At 48.4% G+C, this 17,633-nt stretch carries 15 protein-coding genes; 7 read left to right on the top strand and 8 right to left on the bottom strand.

Going from position 1 to position 17,633, the window contains the following annotated elements:
• Window positions 1-105: 105 nt before the first annotated feature.
• Both D0C16_RS08995 and D0C16_RS09000 read right to left on the bottom strand, forming a co-directional pair.
• Window positions 106-324, bottom strand: coding sequence for a SlyX family protein (locus D0C16_RS08995; RefSeq protein WP_151032005.1), 219 nt, complete (start codon window positions 322-324; stop codon window positions 106-108).
• Window positions 317-1,516 carry a serine hydrolase domain-containing protein gene (locus D0C16_RS09000; RefSeq protein ID WP_225318963.1) on the bottom strand — a complete coding sequence of 400 codons (1,200 nt, stop codon included), beginning with the start codon at window positions 1,514-1,516 and terminating at the stop codon, window positions 317-319. The genes D0C16_RS08995 and D0C16_RS09000 overlap by 8 nt, the downstream gene beginning before the upstream one ends.
• 81 nt (window positions 1,517-1,597) lie before the next feature.
• On the opposite strand from D0C16_RS09000, the gene yciH reads away from it, so the two are divergent.
• Together yciH and D0C16_RS09010 are read left to right on the top strand one after the other, a co-directional pair.
• Entirely contained in the window at window positions 1,598-1,927 is a 330-nt protein-coding gene (gene yciH, locus D0C16_RS09005; RefSeq protein ID WP_151032006.1) for a stress response translation initiation inhibitor YciH, read from the top strand.
• A gap of 2 nt (window positions 1,928-1,929) precedes the next feature.
• Complete coding sequence (locus tag D0C16_RS09010) at window positions 1,930-2,190, top strand: DUF3820 family protein (RefSeq protein ID WP_151032007.1); 261 nt, start codon at window positions 1,930-1,932, stop codon at window positions 2,188-2,190.
• 41 nt (window positions 2,191-2,231) lie between these two features.
• Here the strand turns inward: D0C16_RS09010 and D0C16_RS09015 are convergent, their stop codons facing one another.
• Entirely contained in the window at window positions 2,232-3,023 is a 792-nt protein-coding gene (locus D0C16_RS09015; protein WP_151032008.1) for a helix-turn-helix transcriptional regulator, read from the bottom strand.
• A gap of 133 nt (window positions 3,024-3,156) precedes the next feature.
• Here D0C16_RS09015 and D0C16_RS09020 point away from each other — a divergent pair, with 133 nt between their 5' ends.
• The 5 genes from D0C16_RS09020 to D0C16_RS09040 all read left to right on the top strand — a co-directional run bounded on the left by D0C16_RS09020 (window position 3,157) and on the right by D0C16_RS09040 (window position 10,365).
• Window positions 3,157-4,374: an MFS transporter gene (locus D0C16_RS09020; protein ID WP_151032009.1), complete on the top strand. Its 1,218-nt coding sequence runs from the start codon at window positions 3,157-3,159 to the stop codon at window positions 4,372-4,374.
• Window positions 4,375-4,491: 117 nt separating this feature from the next.
• Window positions 4,492-5,031: an energy transducer TonB gene (locus tag D0C16_RS09025; protein ID WP_151032010.1), complete on the top strand. Its 540-nt coding sequence runs from the start codon at window positions 4,492-4,494 to the stop codon at window positions 5,029-5,031.
• Window positions 5,032-5,175: 144 nt separating this feature from the next.
• Window positions 5,176-5,445, top strand: a complete 270-nt coding sequence (locus tag D0C16_RS09030) for a rhodanese-like domain-containing protein (RefSeq protein ID WP_151032011.1) — start codon at window positions 5,176-5,178, stop codon at window positions 5,443-5,445.
• Between the two features lie 84 nt (window positions 5,446-5,529).
• The gene (locus D0C16_RS09035; RefSeq protein ID WP_151032012.1) at window positions 5,530-8,025 is read left to right on the top strand and encodes a YgiQ family radical SAM protein; all 2,496 of its coding nucleotides are present in this window, start codon (window positions 5,530-5,532) and stop codon (window positions 8,023-8,025) included.
• A 135-nt stretch (window positions 8,026-8,160) separates the two neighbouring features.
• Complete coding sequence (locus D0C16_RS09040; RefSeq protein ID WP_151032013.1) at window positions 8,161-10,365, top strand: bifunctional serine/threonine-protein kinase/formylglycine-generating enzyme family protein; 2,205 nt, start codon at window positions 8,161-8,163, stop codon at window positions 10,363-10,365.
• A gap of 74 nt (window positions 10,366-10,439) precedes the next feature.
• On the opposite strand, the gene D0C16_RS09045 is transcribed toward D0C16_RS09040, so the two are convergent.
• The 5 genes from D0C16_RS09045 to lpxB all read right to left on the bottom strand — a co-directional run bounded on the left by D0C16_RS09045 (window position 10,440) and on the right by lpxB (window position 17,606).
• Window positions 10,440-11,387 carry an acetyl-CoA carboxylase carboxyltransferase subunit alpha gene (locus D0C16_RS09045; protein ID WP_151032014.1) on the bottom strand — a complete coding sequence of 316 codons (948 nt, stop codon included), beginning with the start codon at window positions 11,385-11,387 and terminating at the stop codon, window positions 10,440-10,442.
• Window positions 11,388-11,645: 258 nt separating this feature from the next.
• On the bottom strand, window positions 11,646-12,098 hold the full coding sequence (locus D0C16_RS09050; RefSeq protein WP_151032015.1) for a CBS domain-containing protein: 453 nt from the start codon (window positions 12,096-12,098) through the stop codon (window positions 11,646-11,648).
• 162 nt (window positions 12,099-12,260) lie between these two features.
• Window positions 12,261-15,794: a DNA polymerase III subunit alpha gene (gene dnaE / locus D0C16_RS09055; RefSeq protein ID WP_151032016.1), complete on the bottom strand. Its 3,534-nt coding sequence runs from the start codon at window positions 15,792-15,794 to the stop codon at window positions 12,261-12,263.
• A gap of 50 nt (window positions 15,795-15,844) precedes the next feature.
• The gene (gene rnhB, locus D0C16_RS09060) at window positions 15,845-16,450 is read right to left on the bottom strand and encodes a ribonuclease HII (RefSeq protein ID WP_151032017.1); all 606 of its coding nucleotides are present in this window, start codon (window positions 16,448-16,450) and stop codon (window positions 15,845-15,847) included.
• 7 nt (window positions 16,451-16,457) lie between these two features.
• Complete coding sequence (gene lpxB, locus D0C16_RS09065; RefSeq protein ID WP_151032018.1) at window positions 16,458-17,606, bottom strand: lipid-A-disaccharide synthase; 1,149 nt, start codon at window positions 17,604-17,606, stop codon at window positions 16,458-16,460.
• Window positions 17,607-17,633 lie beyond the last annotated feature (27 nt).

The raw sequence follows: 17,633 nt of genomic DNA on the forward strand, positions 1-17,633 counted from the left end.
GTTCACATTAATTGTTCCGAATGCGATCCCGCTCCCCAGAAGCCTCGCCCCACCAGTCAGATAGTCGACGAAAACGGAAATCGGTAATTTCGCCAACAAAAAAGGTCAATAGTGTGGCGGACGATCATCCGGTGTTTGTTCACCACCCTGCCCCTGCGTGCGCAGCGAATCTTCAAGGCGCTGGGCCAAAATGCGGATTTGCTGTTTGAGTTGGACAATGTCCGCATCCTGCTGGGTGATTACCTGATTCAGTTGCTCAAGGGTATCTTCCTGGTAAGCAACGCGAGTTTGTAAATCAATTAATTGTTCTTGAACATCAAACATGGTGTTGCTCCAAAACCTCATAAACCGCGTCGATTAAACGCACTGCACGCTCATCAATTAGCAAGCCTTGCCCCATGCGATGAGTGACATAACCAAAACCCAAGTCAAAATCCGGATCGGCAAAGGCCACGCAGCCGCCCGCCCCCGGGTGACCGAAGGCTCGCTCCCCGCGACCATAGCGACAATCAGCGCGCTGGTGTTGCGATAGCATAAACCCATGACTAAAGCGCAACGGCAAACCCAGGGTTTGATCATGCTCGAACGTTTGCTCTTGCCAGCACAAGGGCAAAACACTTTTAGCTAATAATTCAGTGGAACTGGCCAGTGTGCCGTATATAGTTGCCAATGCACGCGCATCGGAATGGGCATTCGCCGCCGGGATTTGCGATTGCCGCCATTCGCGCGAATTAGTGGCCGTCATCAAACTGATGGGGTTGGAAAACGCGCGATTGGTTACCCCGCGCGGATCAGCTTTCATAATTTTGCCAAGCGCAATGCTGTCGGCCCCGGTCGAAAAGTTGGGTAGCCCTGCCGGGCGTTTCAACGGTCCTGTATCGGCGATGCTGTGCAATAAATTATCCGGTACACCAAAATGGCAACTCACCCCCAAAGGCCCTGCCACTTTTGCCTGGAAATAATCATTCACACTGGCGTAACCGCTCGCGCGCTTGATCAATTCTCCCAGCGTCCAACCAAACATAAAGGGCGAATACCCCTGTGCCGTATTGGGAAGCCACCAAGGTGTTTCTGCCGCAGCGGCGGCGCTCATGGCAGTCCAGTCAAAAATCTGCTCATTCGCAATATGTTGATGAAATGCCGACATACCCGCGCGATGACAAAGCAGTTGTCGCAGCGTAATCGTACCTTTATCAGCTTGCGAAAATTCAGGCCAGAGCGCGGCAACCGGTTCATCTAAGGCTAATTTTCCGTCTGCCACCAACTGCAGTATACAAATTGCGACCAAACCTTTACCGGCGGAAAAAATGTTCACGAGGGTCTGTTCATCCCAGTCGCGCTGCTCTATACCGGCCAATTTGTTAGAACATTGCCCAGCCCAGATATTAACCACCAGCTCACCGCGATAATGCAACGCTACCCCGCCACCAATCTCCCCCAAGGAAAAATTGGCTGAAAACGCATCGACCAACGGCTGCCATTGGGGGAACCAGTGGCCATTAATAGTTATCGACATATACAATTCCCCGTTAAATTTATGCGCATTCTACCAGCCTTGGCGGGTAGAATTAGCAACGCATTTGCAAGAGATAACCCCATGACCAACGACAAAAATTCCCGCCTGGTTTACTCCACTGAAACCGGGCGCATCAAAGAACAAAAGCCAACCGCCACTATTCCGCAAGGCGATGGCATAGTGCGTATTCGCCGCGAGACTGCCGGACGCAATGGTAAAGGTGTTACGACTGTCACCGGTGTGCCATTGGATGAAGCCAAATTAAAAGACCTTGCCAAGGCATTGAAAGTCCTCTGCGGGGTTGGCGGCGCGATAAAAGATGGTGTGATTGAAATCCAGGGTGATCAGCGCGAGAAATTAAAAGCCGAACTGGAAAAACGCGGGTTTACTGTGAAGCTCGCAGGCGGTTAATCGTGGACGATTTTCCGTTTGATCCTGAATTGCTCAAAGAACTGGTCACCACCCCTATGCCCTATGGTAAATACGCAGGCCATGTGATTGCCGATATTCCAGAGCACTATTTGATGTGGATGGCACGCGAGGGTTTTCCTAAAGGAAAACTCGGCACACTATTGGGGCTGATGTATGAGATACGCCTAAACGGGTTGGAGTCACTATTAAAGCCGCTGAAAGAAAATCCCCGTCGATTCCAGGGCGACCGAAACCTGAATTAACAAAACTATTGATTAACGTGCGCTATTTATCGCGTCGACTTTTATTTTTTATTCGCTGCACCATTTAAATATTGATTCGGTGCGACACCAAATGTGCGCTTAAACATCGCTGAAAATGCGCTGGGATTGGCGTAGCCAAGCGCATTGGAAATACGCGTGATATTTTCACCACGCCCCAACCGGCACAGTGCATCAGCGAGTTGCACTTGCTGCACCCATTGACGATATTTCAAACCGGTTTCTTTGGGGAACAACCGAATTAGTGTGCGCGCACTGGCACCAGCCAACTCCGCCATTTCTTCAATCGTGCGATTGGCACCTGGCGCACTCATTAACAGCTGACACACGGTTTGCAAACGCCGATCTTGGGGCCAGGGCACTTGCACAGATTGCGTTGCGGCCCGATCAATCTCACTTAAAATTAAAGCGACCAAATGCTCACCACGACCGGGAATGGGATATTCAGAAGGCTCAGCCAACAATCCTAAAATCAATTCACGCAACAAATTGGATACAGAAATTGCCCGACATTCTTGGCCGAGCCGGAGTGGAATGTCGGCGCTGACGTAGAGTGTGCGCATCTCCAGGTCACTCATCATGAATGAGTGATGTTCAACATTCGGCGGCACCCAGAGTGCACGGTGTGATGGAATAGTCCAGACGCTATCGGGCGTACGCACACGCATAACCCCCTCGACGGCGTAAAGCAATTGCGCGCGCGGATGGGTATGCGGTGGAATTTCGTCGCCATTCGCGTAATGACCACCCCAAGCCACAATTGGGCGCGGAACATACTGCAACTCTTCAGGACTACGCTGCTCGACGATACGCATCTCATCTCCACGGCTATCAACCAACATCGACCCAACTGCCAACTTGTCACTTATTCGACATTTTATGTCATTTATGCTTTTTACCGCACTTTTATACTGACCAGGAGTTTATTCGGTAGAGTTGCCCCCTGATATGAGCAAAATGGAACCCATTCCCGACCAATCCCTCACAACCAAAGAGTTCGACACCAGCAAACTCGTGTTGCCGGTAGTTAGCGCCGTTGCATTCGTGCATCTGCTCAACGATTTAATCCAGGCAGTCTTACCCTCGATTTACCCCATGCTGAAAACCAACTACAACCTGAGCTTTGCCCAGGTGGGAATTATTACCCTGGTGTTTCAGATGACTGCATCCATCTTGCAGCCCGCAGTTGGCCTTTATACCGATAAACACCCCAAACCATACCTGTTGCCCATGGGGATGCTATTTACCCTGATTGGCTTAATCATGCTGGTATTTGTAGATAGCTATGCCGGATTACTCTTGGCCTCGGCATTTGTCGGCCTGGGGTCCTCCACCTTCCACCCGGAAGCTTCGCGCGTTGCGCGCATGGCTTCCGGCGGGCGCTTTGGTTTTGCCCAATCCTTTTTTCAGGTAGGCGGCAATAGCGGTTCCGCACTCGGCCCCTTACTAGCCGCCGCCATTATTATTCCGCGCGGGCAGTCCAGCATTGGTTGGTTCACTGCCTTCGCAGTGCTCGGCATAATCGTTTTATTCAGCGTCAGCCGCTGGGTGGTGCGCACTCACGCCCATCTCGCCGCCAAGCGCGCCGCAAACCCCAACCAGCTGCCGCTCAATAAAGTGATCGCGGCCTTGGCAATTTTGAGCTTACTCATCTTTTCCAAATTCGTGTACATGACCTGCCTAAGCAACTACTACACGTTTTATTTGATTGAGCGCTTCGATCAACCTGTCGAAAACGCCCAGTTATTTTTGTTTTTATTTTTAGCTGCCGTAGCAGTCGGTACTTTTGCTGGTGGCCCACTGGGCGACAAGATTGGCCGCAAGTTGGTGATCTGGGTTTCCATCCTGGGCGCGGCGCCGTTCACCCTTTTATTGCCTTACTGCAACCTTTTCTGGACGGCCGTGTTCAGCGTAATTATTGGTCTTATTTTGTCATCAGCATTTTCCGCAATTGTGGTATTTGCCCAGGAATTGGTGCCGGGTAAAGTCGGTTTGATTTCAGGGTTGTTTTTTGGATTGAGTTTTGGCCTGAGCGGTATTTCCGCTGCTGCACTAGGTGGTTTGGCCGATGCCACTGACATCGTTTTTGTATTCCACTGCTGCGCCTATTTGCCATTGCTGGGAATATTTACTGCTCTGCTTCCCAATCTGGGCTCACATAAATAGCCATCATCAACAAGCCAGGTAGCGCCATAAAATGAAAGCACGACGCTGGCCTGGATTTTGCTCATACCCCTTTATCACACTAAAACCGTCGTTTTTCTGACAGAGGGGCAATGCACTATGGATAACGAGCTGTTTTTACAAATAACTGACACCTCAATAAAAATTGGTCTGGGCGCCTTGATTGCCGCCGTAACGGCCTGGGTTGTATTGCGTCGGAGCGGCCCACAGCCGACCGGTAATAGTGCTGGCGACAACCGCCGCATCCAGATTCTGGAAGAGGTTTCCAGTCAGGTCGGTACTGTCACACACATATTCGCCAAATATTCGTCACTAGTGGTGGAATCCATCCAGTTTGGCGAACGCTGGCCACAGGCGCGTCGCATAGAATTGGAAAGTGTGAATAGCGAGCTGGTTGCAGAGTTCAAAAAAATGGCGGAAGCCGAAGCCAAATTATTGATGCTGGGCGAAAAAAACCTGGAGCGCAGCCTGCGTTTGTACGGCGCCAAAATCGCCGTATACCGCAAGCAGGTTTATGTTGGACGCAAAGATATTTCCCTGGAACAAATCACCGCCCTTAAAAACGCCATCACCCAGGTACGCGAGCAGTTTTACGATATGCTCAGCCGCAAGTATGATCGTTTGTTGGCAAGCGTCTAATCTGTTGCGACCACGACGTATTTTCTGACACGACAACGCCCGCCTCTGCGGGCGTTGTCGTGTCAGGCTGGCATAAACATCAATGAGATTGCTATGCTGCGCGGCCATAAAATATACCTTTACTTCACAGGCTGATTACTCATTATGTCGACTAACTATTTCACTGGTATCTGGATCGATGTCCGCACCCCTGACGAATTCAATGCCGGCCATATTGCAGGCGCAGCCCATATTCCTTACGAAGAAATTGCCCTGCGCATTGGTGAAGTAACTGCGGACAAAGATGCCGTGATTCATCTCTACTGCCGCTCTGGGAATCGCTCGGGAATTGCCCAGCAAACGTTGCTGGCGATGGGATTCCGAAATGCCATCAATGAAGGCGGTTATGAAGCATTGGTTCAACAACACTCATGATCATCTGAAATAAAATTAATGCTGTCTCACCAGCCGCGATTCTGGGACAATGGCGGCTGGTTTACTTCCCTCGATGCAGTCCCTATGAATACCGCCAAACACCTGTTTTCCTACGAAAAACCCAATATCCACGCCCAGGCGAAAACCTATAAACCTGCACCTTTCCTGCCGATGAGCCGGCTGGAGATGGATCAACTCGGCTGGGATAGCTGCGACATCGTCATCGTCTGCGGCGACGCCTATGTGGATCACCCCAGTTTTGGTATGGCGGTGATTGGTCGCTTCCTGGAATCCCAGGGGTTTCGCGTGGGCATCATCGCTCAACCGGACTGGCGCAGTGCCGAACCGTTCAAGGCACTGGGCAAACCCAACCTGTTCTTCGGTGTTAGTGCCGGCAATATGGATTCCATGATCAATCGCTACACCGCCGACCTGCGCCTGCGTTCCGACGACGCTTATACCCCCGGCGGCTTGGGCGGCAAACGCCCGGATCGTGCGGTGACGGTGTACAGCCAACGGTGCAAAGAAGCTTACAAAGATGTGCCCATAGTGCTCGGCGGAATCGAGGCCAGTTTGCGCCGTATCGCCCAGTATGATTACTGGAGCAATGAAGTACGCCGCTCGGTATTGATCGACGCGACCGCTGATATTTTGTTGTACGGCAATGCCGAGCGCGCAATTGCCGAAGTAGCCCATTCACTCGCGGCCGGCAAAGACATTAAAGAGCTGGACAATATTCGCGGCACCGCCGTTATTAAAAAAGAAGCGCCCGCTGGCTGGACGGAAATTGATTCCACTCGCATTGATTGGCCCGGCAATATCGACAAGCTCCCCAATCCTTACGAGTATCAACACAACAGCAAATCTGTTGTGGACGCAGCGCAAACCGACGTCAACAATTCACAAGTTGGTCTTCGTCAACTTGATCCGGAAAAAATGGCAGAGCAAATTGCTGTGCTGAATCCCGACCAGGTGCAAACACAAGGTTGCCCGGCGCAAGGCCTTGAAAGTGAAAAAGCCTTTGACCCTAACGAGCCACAGCCGATTCGCATTATTCCAATGCCGTTGCAAAATCGCAGCGATTTGCTCGACGAAGACAAAGTGTATGTGCGCTTGCCATCATTCGATAAAGTACGCAAAGACCCTATTCTGTACGCTCATGCGTCGCGTGTTCTGCACCAAGAAGCCAATCCTTTTAACGCGCGTCCGTTAATTCAAAAGCACGAAGGCCGCGAAGTCTGGATTAACCCGCCACCAATTCCGCTGGAAACCGATGAGTTAGATGGTGTATTTGATTTGCCTTATGCGCGCGTACCTCACCCGAGTTACGGCAAACAAAAAATTCCCGCGTATGACATGATTAAAACCTCCGTGAATATTATGCGCGGCTGTTTTGGCGGTTGTACTTTCTGCTCAATCACCGAACACGAAGGGCGAATTATCCAGAGCCGCTCGCAGGAATCCATTCTGAAAGAAATTGAAGAAATTCGCGATAAGGTGCCTGGGTTTACCGGCCACATTTCTGATTTAGGTGGCCCTACCGCGAACATGTATCGCCTTACCTGCAAAGATATGCCGACGTTGAGTAAATGCCGTCGCTTGTCTTGCGTGCATCCCACTATTTGTAAAAATTTAACCACCAGCCACAAACACACCACCAATTTGTATCGCGCGGCGCGCAATATTCGTGGCGTACATACCATTTCTATCGCATCAGGTTTGCGTTACGACTTGGCGGTTCAAGATCCAGAATACGTAAAAGAATTGGTAACGCACCACGTCGGCGGTTATTTAAAGATTGCACCGGAGCACACGGAAGACGGTGTACTCGCGCAAATGATGAAACCGAAAATGTCCAGTTACTACGATTTCAAACGCATGTTTGAAAAGTACTCAAAAGAAGCTGGCAAAAAACAATATTTGATTCCTTACTTTATCGCCGCGCACCCGGGCACCCGCGATGAAGACATGCTCAACCTGGCACTCTGGTTGAAGAAAAATGATTTTGAAGTGGATCAGGTGCAAACCTTTTATCCATCGCCTATGTCTCTGGCAACCGCCATGTATGTGAGCGAACGCAATCCACTGAAAAAATTAACTTACAAGAGCGGTAAACTGGCGATTCCAAAAACGCTGGAACAACGTCGTTTGCAAAAAGCCTTGCTGCGCTACCACGACCCGGCGAACTGGCCAATGATTCGCGAAGCCTTGCGCAAAATGCGCAAACCACATTTGATTGGTACCAGTGCTTCGGCATTGATACCGGATGAGCAGGCTGAAAAAATTATCCTGCATCGTCAAAAGGCCAAAGCGGGTCAAGCCGCACGTGCTGCTAAAGCCGTACAAAAAGCCAAAGCCTTTGGCGACAAATTCGAAAGCGCTAAAAAGCACAATGCGCAGCAGGCCACCAAGCCAACTCAGACTGCTCACGCGACCGCCAAAAAGCCCGTGGCCAACACAGTACAAAACAAAAAGGCGCCGATTAACAAAGCAACTGGCAATAAAGTACCGACAAGTAAAGCGCCAGGGCACAAGCCAGTCGGAAATAAAACGCCTGGGCGCCCAGCCCCAAAAAAATAACCGGTTACACGTAGTAAATACACCTACACAAAAGGATTTGTGTAAATCAGCCAGTTTTTATTCAGCCTTCTCCGCTACAATAGAGCGACATAATTCTCACTCATTTGTTGATGCACTTTTACTTCATTCATAAAAATGAAAATCCCTGGTTATACCATTATCAAAAAAATTAATGCCGGCGGCATGGCAACGGTATTTCTTGCAACGCAACACAGTGTTGGTCGCACTGTGGCATTAAAAATTATGAAGCCTTCGCTGGATAAAGACCCTGAATTTCACCAGCGCTTCCAGCGCGAAGCCAATATTATCGGTCAGCTGTCCCACCCCAACATAATTCCGATTTATGACATTGGCCGCCATGAAGGTTTTAACTACATCTCCATGGAGTTTTTGCCCAGAGGTGCACTGGACGAGAAAATCAAACAAGGAATAGCGCCAGAACAAGCTCTCAAAATTGCGACAGGAATTGCCGCCGCACTCGAACAAGCTCACAGCAAGGGTTATGTACATCGCGATATTAAGCCGGAAAATATATTATTTCGCGAAGATGATTCACCGGTACTCACCGATTTTGGTATTGCACGGACTATTAAATCCAAAGCGAACATGACACAAGTAGGCACTGTAATAGGAACGCCTTACTACATGAGCCCAGAACAGGCCAAAGGCGAACCCAGCGATGGAAGATCCGATTTATACAGCCTGGGCGTTGTACTCTATGAAATGCTCACCGGAGAAAAACTTTTTAATGCAGATAGCTCCCTCGCAATTAGCGTGAAGCACATTCATGAGCAACCGCCAGCATTGCCATCGGAACTATCTGGCCTGCAATCACTGTTGGATAAATTACTCGCCAAAACACCGGAACTGCGTTTTCAATCTGCACGTGAACTTATCGAAGAATTAAAGATACTTTTAGAACAACCGCATTTCGCCAACAGCACGGGCAAACTTCAAGTACACACCCTGTTTGGAAAACTGGGTAATTTACTAATTCAGGATGCAAAATATATTCGCAATAAGTCCTTACAACTTTTTGGACGAAATACCGAGCACAACTCGTTACCATCACATACGATAGAAATTGCTGCAGCATCAGCAGACAACATTAATCACACCCAAATGGCAACACGTATAACTCCAACAGTTGCCCCTTTGAAAAGCGCTACGACTCAAAACAACAAAGGCATTTATGGTCGATCCGGTATTTATGTTGCAGCAATTACGGCCCTCTTTTTTTTCGGATGGCAGTTGGTAAACGGGAATGAAAAGCCCTCCGCCAAAGAGCAATGGGCCAGCATCACCGGGGAAACCAAAACCGCTACTACAGCAACATTAATTCCACTAACCGTTAACCCCATCCCCAAAGAAGCACAGGTACGAATTCTCAACATTCGCGACAAATACACACCGGGGCTGGAGCTGCCCCCAGGAACCTACCAATTAGAAATAAGTTATCCGGGGTATGCCACCAAGAAAAAATGGATTCGATTGGATGAGCGCAATGCAGTTGTTGATATTGCACTACAAAAACCCAATCAACAGCGAACCAATAGTAAGTTGCCGTTACCCGAGCTGGTATTAATAAAAGCGGGTGACTATTTGAAGGGCAACCCTAACACTCAAAGTGTAAAGCCAACCAATATTGAAAAAGATTTTTATATTGGCCGCTACGAAATCACCTTTAATGAGTATGATTTTTTCGCAATAGAAACCAATCGTGCACTACCAGATGACAATGGCTGGGGGCGCGGCGAACGCCCGGTTATTAACATTAGTTGGGATGACGCCATTGCTTACATCAACTGGCTTAACAAAACGACAGGAAAAGAGTATCGCCTGCCAACGTCAGCTGAATGGGAATACGCTGCACGTGGCAACACGACCAGCAGTTACTGGTGGGGCAATAACCCTGAAGACGCGCATGAGCGCGCAAACTGCCGCTTTGGCTGCAAAACTTGGTGGAACAGTGTTTTTGATAATAAAACCCAAGTGGTCGGTGCGTTTCCACCTAATGATTTTGGTGTGCATGACACAGCGGGCAATGTTGCAGAATGGACAAGTGATTGCGCCGATAAAATAGTTGCAGCTCAAGAACAAACTGCCTGCCTTAAACGCCAAGCACACGGTGGTGCTTTTACGAGTAAAGTAGAGAATATTGCAGCCTATTCACAGATCGCTGTCACAGCAACCAAAGCACGCAAAAATCTCGGTTTTCGGCTAGTGCAAGAAATCCCTCAGGCTCGAGTTATCGACGAGCAGCCGGACACTGGTGGCCAACCGCGCCGCCGCAATATTTTCCGTGAGCTTAGAGATAGTATTTTTAATCGGGATAATTAGGTGATATAAAGCCGATACAAAAAACCGCTGATTCGCACCAGCGGTTTTTTTATCTTCCCGATACGACGACAGGGTTAGTTGCCGTAACTCATCAAGCGTTGATAACGGCGTTCAAGCAGTGCATCAACAGGCTCTTTGCTCAAGCGGTCAACCTGTGCAACCAAACGTTCTTGTAACTTACGAGCCATCTCTTCTACATTGCGGTGGGCACCACCCAGCGGTTCGGGAATAGTTTCATCAACAATCCCGAGGTCCTGCAATACTTTGGAGGTAACACCCATTGCCTGAGCAGCATCGGGCGCCTTGGCAACGGTCTTCCAAATAATATTGGCGCAACCTTCCGGTGAAATTACAAAGTAGGTTGAGTATTGCAGCATGTTCAGTTGGTCGCCCACGCCAATTGCTAGAGCTCCCCCAGAAGAACCTTCACCGATTACAGTACAAACGATCGGCGTGCGCAGGCGAGACATAACCGCCAGATTTTGGGCAATAGACTCAGAAATACCACGCTCTTCAGAATCAATCCCCGGGTAAGCTCCGGGGGTATCGATCAAGGTCAATACAGGTAATTTGAAGCGCTCAGCCATTTCCATCAAACGCAGGGCTTTGCGATAACCTTCCGGGCGCGGCATACCGAAGTTGCGCATTACTTTCTCATGGACAGTACGACCTTTCTCTTCACCGATAACCATCACTGGCTTGCCATCCAAACGGGCAACACCACCAATAATGGCTTTGTCATCACCAAAATGACGATCGCCATGGAGCTCATCAAAATCCGTAAAAACACGCGAGATATAATCGGAGGCGTAAGGACGCAACGGGTGACGCGCTACCTTTACGATGTCCCACGCTGTAAGCTTGGAATAGATGTTCTCTGTTAATTTGGTACTTTTTTCACGTAGTTTGGCAACTTCATCAGCAATGTTAATGTCAGAACTGTGGCCAACCAGTTGCAACTCTTCAATCTTGCCTTCGAGTTCGGCGATGGGCTGTTCAAAATCCAGATAATTCAGATTCATAGCAAGCTCTTAATCCTGGTAGCAGGCTACCTTTTGACTTAATAGGGTTAGTGCACAACCATCAATTGGCGACAATTTAACCACGCAATTGAGGGGCATATTTGGGTCGCTACCTTACGCGAAAAGGGTCACTTAGTCGATCTTTTCACATGAATTTAAAGGGCGAAAAGGCACGGAATGGCAGGAAATATCGCATTGCCACGGAAGAGGATCCGGCGCGGGAGAATCCCGGCGCCAGAGGTATATGCAGGCCGAAAACTATAAAAATTGTTTACTGACAGTAAAAATGGGGGCGTCTCTGCGCAAAGAAAAATAGCTTCCCGTATTTTCTTTGAGCGCCTGCAGAATATGGCGGCGATTAATCAGCCCCACCAACCTGCCCTGATCAATTACCGGGTAGTTCTTGGGCTTGTTGTCCAGCATAGTTTCAGCGATTTCCAGTATGCTGGTGTCTGGCGTAACACTAAGAACATCGCGCCGCATAATATCCGTCACTAAAGCAGAGTCTTCCGCGTAAAAGGCGCTGTTGAGCATCTCTTTGATGCAATCTTGCTCAGACACAAAACCAATTACCATCATTTGCTCATCAACGACCGGAGCCCCCGTGACATTCCACTTGAGTAAATGCTCAACAACTTCACGCACACTTGCGTTTGATGTGATCGCTTGGAGACTGGACTGCATGTAATCGCGCACAAGAATTGATGACATATAAATGCCCTCCATACTACTGATTTCTTATTGGCTTACTTACTGAGTCTAGACCGCTCTAATTGTTATGACACTGAAGTCAGTAGAATTGTGTATCGCGTGTTATATTAATTTTTTATATACACTTTTACGATTAGTTTTCTAAACGCTAAGATCAGACGACTAATAGATCAAACGTACGCGAGTATTTCCATAAGCATCGCGCAAACGCTGCAGCAACTCGTCTTCAGGGCGAACATTCCACTGAGGAGCCAAACGCAATTGCGCGCGCGCGTCACTGCGCAAATAATCGATTACCAACCCACAACGTGCATCTTGTTGGGGTGATTGACGATAAGGCTCAAGTATTTCCGCAAATTCACGCGCAAAGCCGGAGGGCAATACTCCAGACTCAAGCTCTAGCAATAATTCACGCACTTTTTCCTGGCGCACATCGGCGAGCAAGCGCACATTCTCGGCACTCATTTTTAACATGCCGCTAAAGTCATCGTAACGAACCTGCCCACTGACAATGAACAAACCATCCTTCTGCAATAAATCGCGCGAATTATTAAACGTTTCCGCAAAAACTGTAACGTCCATTCGTCCGGTACGATCATCAAGCGTCAATATGGCCATGTTGTCGCCGCGCCTGGTTTTTACTACACGTTGCGAAATGATTAATCCAGCTATGGTTTGATTGCCTTTTTCCGGTTTTAAATTGGCGATTCGCGAGCTTACCAAATGTTCCAGTTCACTTTCATACTCGTCAATTGGATGCCCGGTTAAATATAAACCCAAGGTTTCCTTTTCTGCATTCAACCGCTCTTTCATAGTCCAGGAGCGCGAGCGACGGAAGTCGGCATATACATCTTTGGTGGATTGTTCCTCCGCAATTACAGCACCGAATAAATCCATCATTCCCGCATTAGAATTTGCAGCTGCTTGCTCCGCCGTTTTTACAGCTTCACCCATAGAGGCGAACATCACCGCGCGATCATGATCAATTAAATGATCATGTGCGTTATAGGTGGGGCCCAAACGATCTGCCGCACCTGAGCGAATAATCGCTTCTAACGCGCGCTTGTTTACTTTACGTGGATCTACACGGGCGCAGAAATCAAATAAATCTGTAAATGGCCCACCTTCATTACGCGCGGCAATAATAGATTCAACCGGGCCTTCGCCTAAACCTTTAATCGCACCAAGGCCATAAATAATTCGACCATCGTCATCCACCGTAAAATGAAACTCGCCGGAATTCACGTCCGGCGGCAACAATTTCAATTTCATAGTGCGACATTCTTCGATAAAGGTAACTACCTTATCGGTTTTATCCATATCGGATGACATGGTCGCCGCCATAAAATGCGCTGGGTAATGCGCTTTTAACCAAGCGGTTTGATAAGAAACAATCGCGTAAGCGGCAGAGTGAGATTTGTTAAAACCATAACCCGCAAATTTTTCCACCAGGTCGAAAATTTTTATCGCCAATTCAGGATCAACACCCTGCCCTTTAGCACCCTCTTCAAACACCGAGCGTTGCTTGGCCATCTCCTCCGGTTTTTTCTTACCCATCGCACGGCGCAGCATATCTGCACCACCGAGCGTATAACCGGCAAGCACCTGCGCAATTTGCATTACCTGTTCCTGATAAACAATTACACCATAGGTTGGCTCCAGTACCGGCTTTAAGGTGTGATGCTGGAATTTTGCGTCGGGATAAGCAACTTGCGCGCGACCGTGTTTACGATTGATAAAGTCATCCACCATGCCCGATTCCAACGGCCCCGGACGGAACAACGCAACCAGTGCGATCAGATCTTCAATGTTATCTGGCTGTAAGCGCTTAATCAGGTCTTTCATCCCGCGGGATTCCAACTGGAATACCGCGGTAGTTTCTGCGCGTTTTAGCAGGCCAAATGTTTTCGCATCATCAAGAGGAATGGCACTGATATCGAGTGGTGACTCACCTTTTTTCAGGCGCTGTTTATCAATCATGATACGCGCCCAATCGATAATGGTGAGCGTACGCAGGCCGAGGAAGTCGAACTTCACCAAGCCTGCTTCTTCTACATCCCCTTTATCAAATTGAGTAACCAGGCCGCTACCAGTTTCGTCGCAAAATAGTGGAGCAAAATCAGTTAACTTGGTAGGGGCGATAACTACACCGCCGGCATGCTTGCCGACGTTGCGCGTAAGCCCTTCCAATTGCACAGCCATTTCCCAAATTTCACCGGCATCACCATCAATCGCAATAAATTCTTTTAACTGCGGCTCTTCTTCTAACGCCTGCGCTAGTGTCATACCCGGCGTGGGCGGAATCATTTTGGATAGCTTATCGGCAAGCCCGTAGGATTTCCCTTGCACGCGCGCGACGTCGCGCACTACCGCTTTTGCGGCCATGGTACCAAAGGTAATAATCTGGCTTACCGCATCGCGCCCATAGTTATCCGCCACATAGGAAATAACTTTATCGCGGTTATCCATGCAGAAATCGATATCAAAGTCGGGCATGGATACCCGTTCCGGGTTCAGGAAACGTTCGAACAGGAGATCATATTGCAGCGGATCCAAATCGGTAATTTTTAACGAGTAGGCCACCAGTGAACCTGCGCCCGAACCCCGCCCAGGCCCTACCGGGATATCGTGATCCTTGGCCCACTGAATAAAATCCATTACGATCAGGAAATACCCTGGGAAACCCATTTGGATAATAATATCTAATTCAAAAGTAATCCGGTCTTCGTAAATTTTACGACGCTCTGCATAATTGGCAGCGGATCTATCCAGAATCCGCTCCAGGCGCTCTTCCAATCCTTCATGCGAAATTTTGCGGAAAAATTCTGCTTCGGTTAAACCCTCCGGCACCGGATACTCGGGCAAAAAATATTTACCCATTTGAATATTAATGGTGCAACGTTTTGCAATTTCGATGGTGTTCGCAATGGCCTCTGGAATATCGCTAAACAACTCCGCCATTTCTTCTGCAGAACGCAGATATTGCTGGTCACTGTAGCGACGCTCACGCCGTGGGTCGTCGAGTGTGCGCCCCTCACCGATACACACACGCGCCTCATGAACTTCAAATTCGCTGGCTTTTAAAAAGCGAACATCATTGGTTGCCACTACCGGACAATTCAATTCACTCGCTAAAGACACAGCCGCGTGCAAATGATTTTCGTCATTTTCACGACCAGTGCGCTGGAGCTCCAGATAATAACGATTTGGAAATTCCCGCATCCAACCCTGCAATAACTCCTGCGCTTGTGCATGGCGACCTCCTAGCAACGCCATACCCACATCTCCATACTTACCACCGGATAAGGCAATAACGCCTTCACTATATTCACTAATCCACTCACGTTGAATATAGGCAACACCCTGTTGCTGGCCCTGGCGCCAGGCACGGGAAATTAATTCGATAATATTTTTATAACCCTTGTCATTCATAGCCAATAGCGTTAACAGGGTTGGCTTGCCTTCCGCATCACTGCTGGCAACCCAAAAATCACTGCCCGCAATTGGCTTAACACCCGAACCTTGCGCCGCCTTATAAAACTTAATCAAGCCATAGAAGTTGGTTTGATCGGTGATAGCACAGGCAGGCATATTTAATTCTGCCACTCGTTTGATCAGCGATTTAATTCGCACCAGGCTATCGCTAAGTGAGAACTCGGTGTGCAAACGCAAATGAACAAAATTGGCAGCGGGCATAGTGGTTTTGGCTTTCGGACAGGGAGAAATAAAAATTTAAGTCGTTACAGTTAAAAAAGCCGTAACTGTTCTAGCTTGGCTTTCACCGGCGCATACGATGTTCGATGAATAGGAGTAACACCCAATTTTTCCAATGCATCCATATGCACTTTGGTGGGATACCCCTTGTGATCAGCAAAACCATAACCTGGATATTGCTTATCCAATAAAACCATTTCGCGATCACGCGTAACCTTCGCCAAGATTGAAGCTGCACTGATCGCTGCAACACGGCTATCACCTTTAACCACGGCCTCAGCCGGATAACTCCATTTAGGTAATTTATTGCCATCCACTAACACATGCTCTGGCTGGATATGCAATCCCCGAACAGCCCGGGTCATCGCCAACAAACTAGCTTGCAAGATATTAATCTTGTCGATTTCTGCTACAGAAGCACGGGCAATACACCAACTTTTCGCTTTCTGTTGTATTTCATCAAATAACAGCTCGCGCTTTTTTTCTGTGAGTTTTTTTGAATCATCCAATCCCGCGATAGGATTTTCAGGATCAAGAATAACGGCGGCGGCAACCACATCACCAGCGAGAGGACCACGCCCAACTTCATCGCAACCCGCCAGCAATGCGCCCGTATAAATACTAATAAAGGGCTCCATAATCGCCTCAGACTTTTGTAGTAATCAGTTTCACAATAGCATCAGCAGCACGTGCACTGGCATCACGCCTCAATTCGTTGTGCATAACAGCAAAAGTATCGCTAAGTTGCAGCGCCTCTTCCGGATTTTCAAAATAATTCATTACTGCGTTACTGAGTGCCTCAGGCGTTGCTCTGTCCTGAATTAATTCAGGCACCAGCATTTTTTGAGCTAGTAAATTGGGCAACGAAACCCAGGGAGTTTTTACTAGCCAGGATAAAATCTTATACGATAGCGGCGCCAATTTATAAGCAACTACCATCGGCTTTTTCAACAAGAGTGCTTCCAAAGTCACGGTACCAGACGCCAAGAGAACAACATCTGCTGCTGCGAGTGCCTCATGTGAATGTCCATGAATTAACTCAATTGGGAAATCAACGTAATCGTTTAATTCAATATGCAGCTGACGATAACGATCTGAATTTGCAGCGGGAATAATGAATTGCAAGCTTGGGTCTTGCTCGAGGCAATGCACGGCAGTGCGCATAAACAATTCACCCATCCGCTCAACTTCTGATGCACGACTACCCGGTAATAGTGCAACTATGCGCCCTTCCTCGGGCAAACCTAATGCTTTGCGTGCAGCAATTTTATCTACCGACAACGGAATTTCATCAGCAAGGTGGTGCCCTACAAATTCAACAGAAACTTGATGTTCCTGATAAAACTTTGCCTCAAACGGCAAGAGTGTGAGCATAAGGTCCACAGAGCGAGCGATTTTTAAAATACGCTTCTGTCGCCAAGCCCAAACTGAAGGGCTGACGTAGTGAGCGGTTTTAATACCTTTTTCTTTGAGTGTAGCTTCCAATGGAATCGTAAAGTCAGGTGAATCAATTCCGATAAAAACAGCAGGAGGGTTTGCGATAAAATGTTCACGCAAAAATTTGCGAATTCTCAGTAATTCAGGCAAACGCTTTAAAGGCTCAATAAGCCCCATCACCGCAAGACGATCTTGCGGAAAATAGGAATGAAAACCTTCCGCTAGCATACGGGGGCCGCCGATTCCGGAAAACTCTGCATTTGGGAAGTGTTTGCGCAGCTCATGCATCAAGGCGGCGCCGAGAATATCCCCGGAGGCTTCTCCGACAACAATACCTATGTGTATGTGATCAGACACAAGCCCTCCGGTTTTCAAAAAATCTAC

The organism is Cellvibrio sp. KY-GH-1 (assembly GCF_008806975.1).
Classification (GTDB): Bacteria; Pseudomonadota; Gammaproteobacteria; order Pseudomonadales; family Cellvibrionaceae; genus Cellvibrio.

What these genes read in the sequence shown, in the direction of transcription:
- D0C16_RS09045 (WP_151032014.1), bottom strand. Translation starts at nt 11,387, where the DNA reads ATGAATCTGAATTATCTGGATTTTGAACAGCCCATCGCCGAACTCGAA.
- D0C16_RS09020 (WP_151032009.1), top strand. Translation starts at nt 3,157, where the DNA reads ATGAGCAAAATGGAACCCATTCCCGACCAATCCCTCACAACCAAAGAG.
- D0C16_RS09015 (WP_151032008.1), bottom strand. Translation starts at nt 3,023, where the DNA reads ATGCGTATCGTCGAGCAGCGTAGTCCTGAAGAGTTGCAGTATGTTCCG.
- dnaE (WP_151032016.1), bottom strand. Translation starts at nt 15,794, where the DNA reads ATGCCCGCTGCCAATTTTGTTCATTTGCGTTTGCACACCGAGTTCTCA.
- D0C16_RS08995 (WP_151032005.1), bottom strand. Translation starts at nt 324, where the DNA reads ATGTTTGATGTTCAAGAACAATTAATTGATTTACAAACTCGCGTTGCT.
- D0C16_RS09035 (WP_151032012.1), top strand. Translation starts at nt 5,530, where the DNA reads ATGAATACCGCCAAACACCTGTTTTCCTACGAAAAACCCAATATCCAC.
- D0C16_RS09000 (WP_225318963.1), bottom strand. Translation starts at nt 1,516, where the DNA reads ATGTCGATAACTATTAATGGCCACTGGTTCCCCCAATGGCAGCCGTTG.
- D0C16_RS09030 (WP_151032011.1), top strand. Translation starts at nt 5,176, where the DNA reads ATGTCGACTAACTATTTCACTGGTATCTGGATCGATGTCCGCACCCCT.
- rnhB (WP_151032017.1), bottom strand. Translation starts at nt 16,450, where the DNA reads ATGGAGCCCTTTATTAGTATTTATACGGGCGCATTGCTGGCGGGTTGC.
- D0C16_RS09040 (WP_151032013.1), top strand. Translation starts at nt 8,161, where the DNA reads ATGAAAATCCCTGGTTATACCATTATCAAAAAAATTAATGCCGGCGGC.
- D0C16_RS09025 (WP_151032010.1), top strand. Translation starts at nt 4,492, where the DNA reads ATGGATAACGAGCTGTTTTTACAAATAACTGACACCTCAATAAAAATT.
- yciH (WP_151032006.1), top strand. Translation starts at nt 1,598, where the DNA reads ATGACCAACGACAAAAATTCCCGCCTGGTTTACTCCACTGAAACCGGG.
- D0C16_RS09050 (WP_151032015.1), bottom strand. Translation starts at nt 12,098, where the DNA reads ATGTCATCAATTCTTGTGCGCGATTACATGCAGTCCAGTCTCCAAGCG.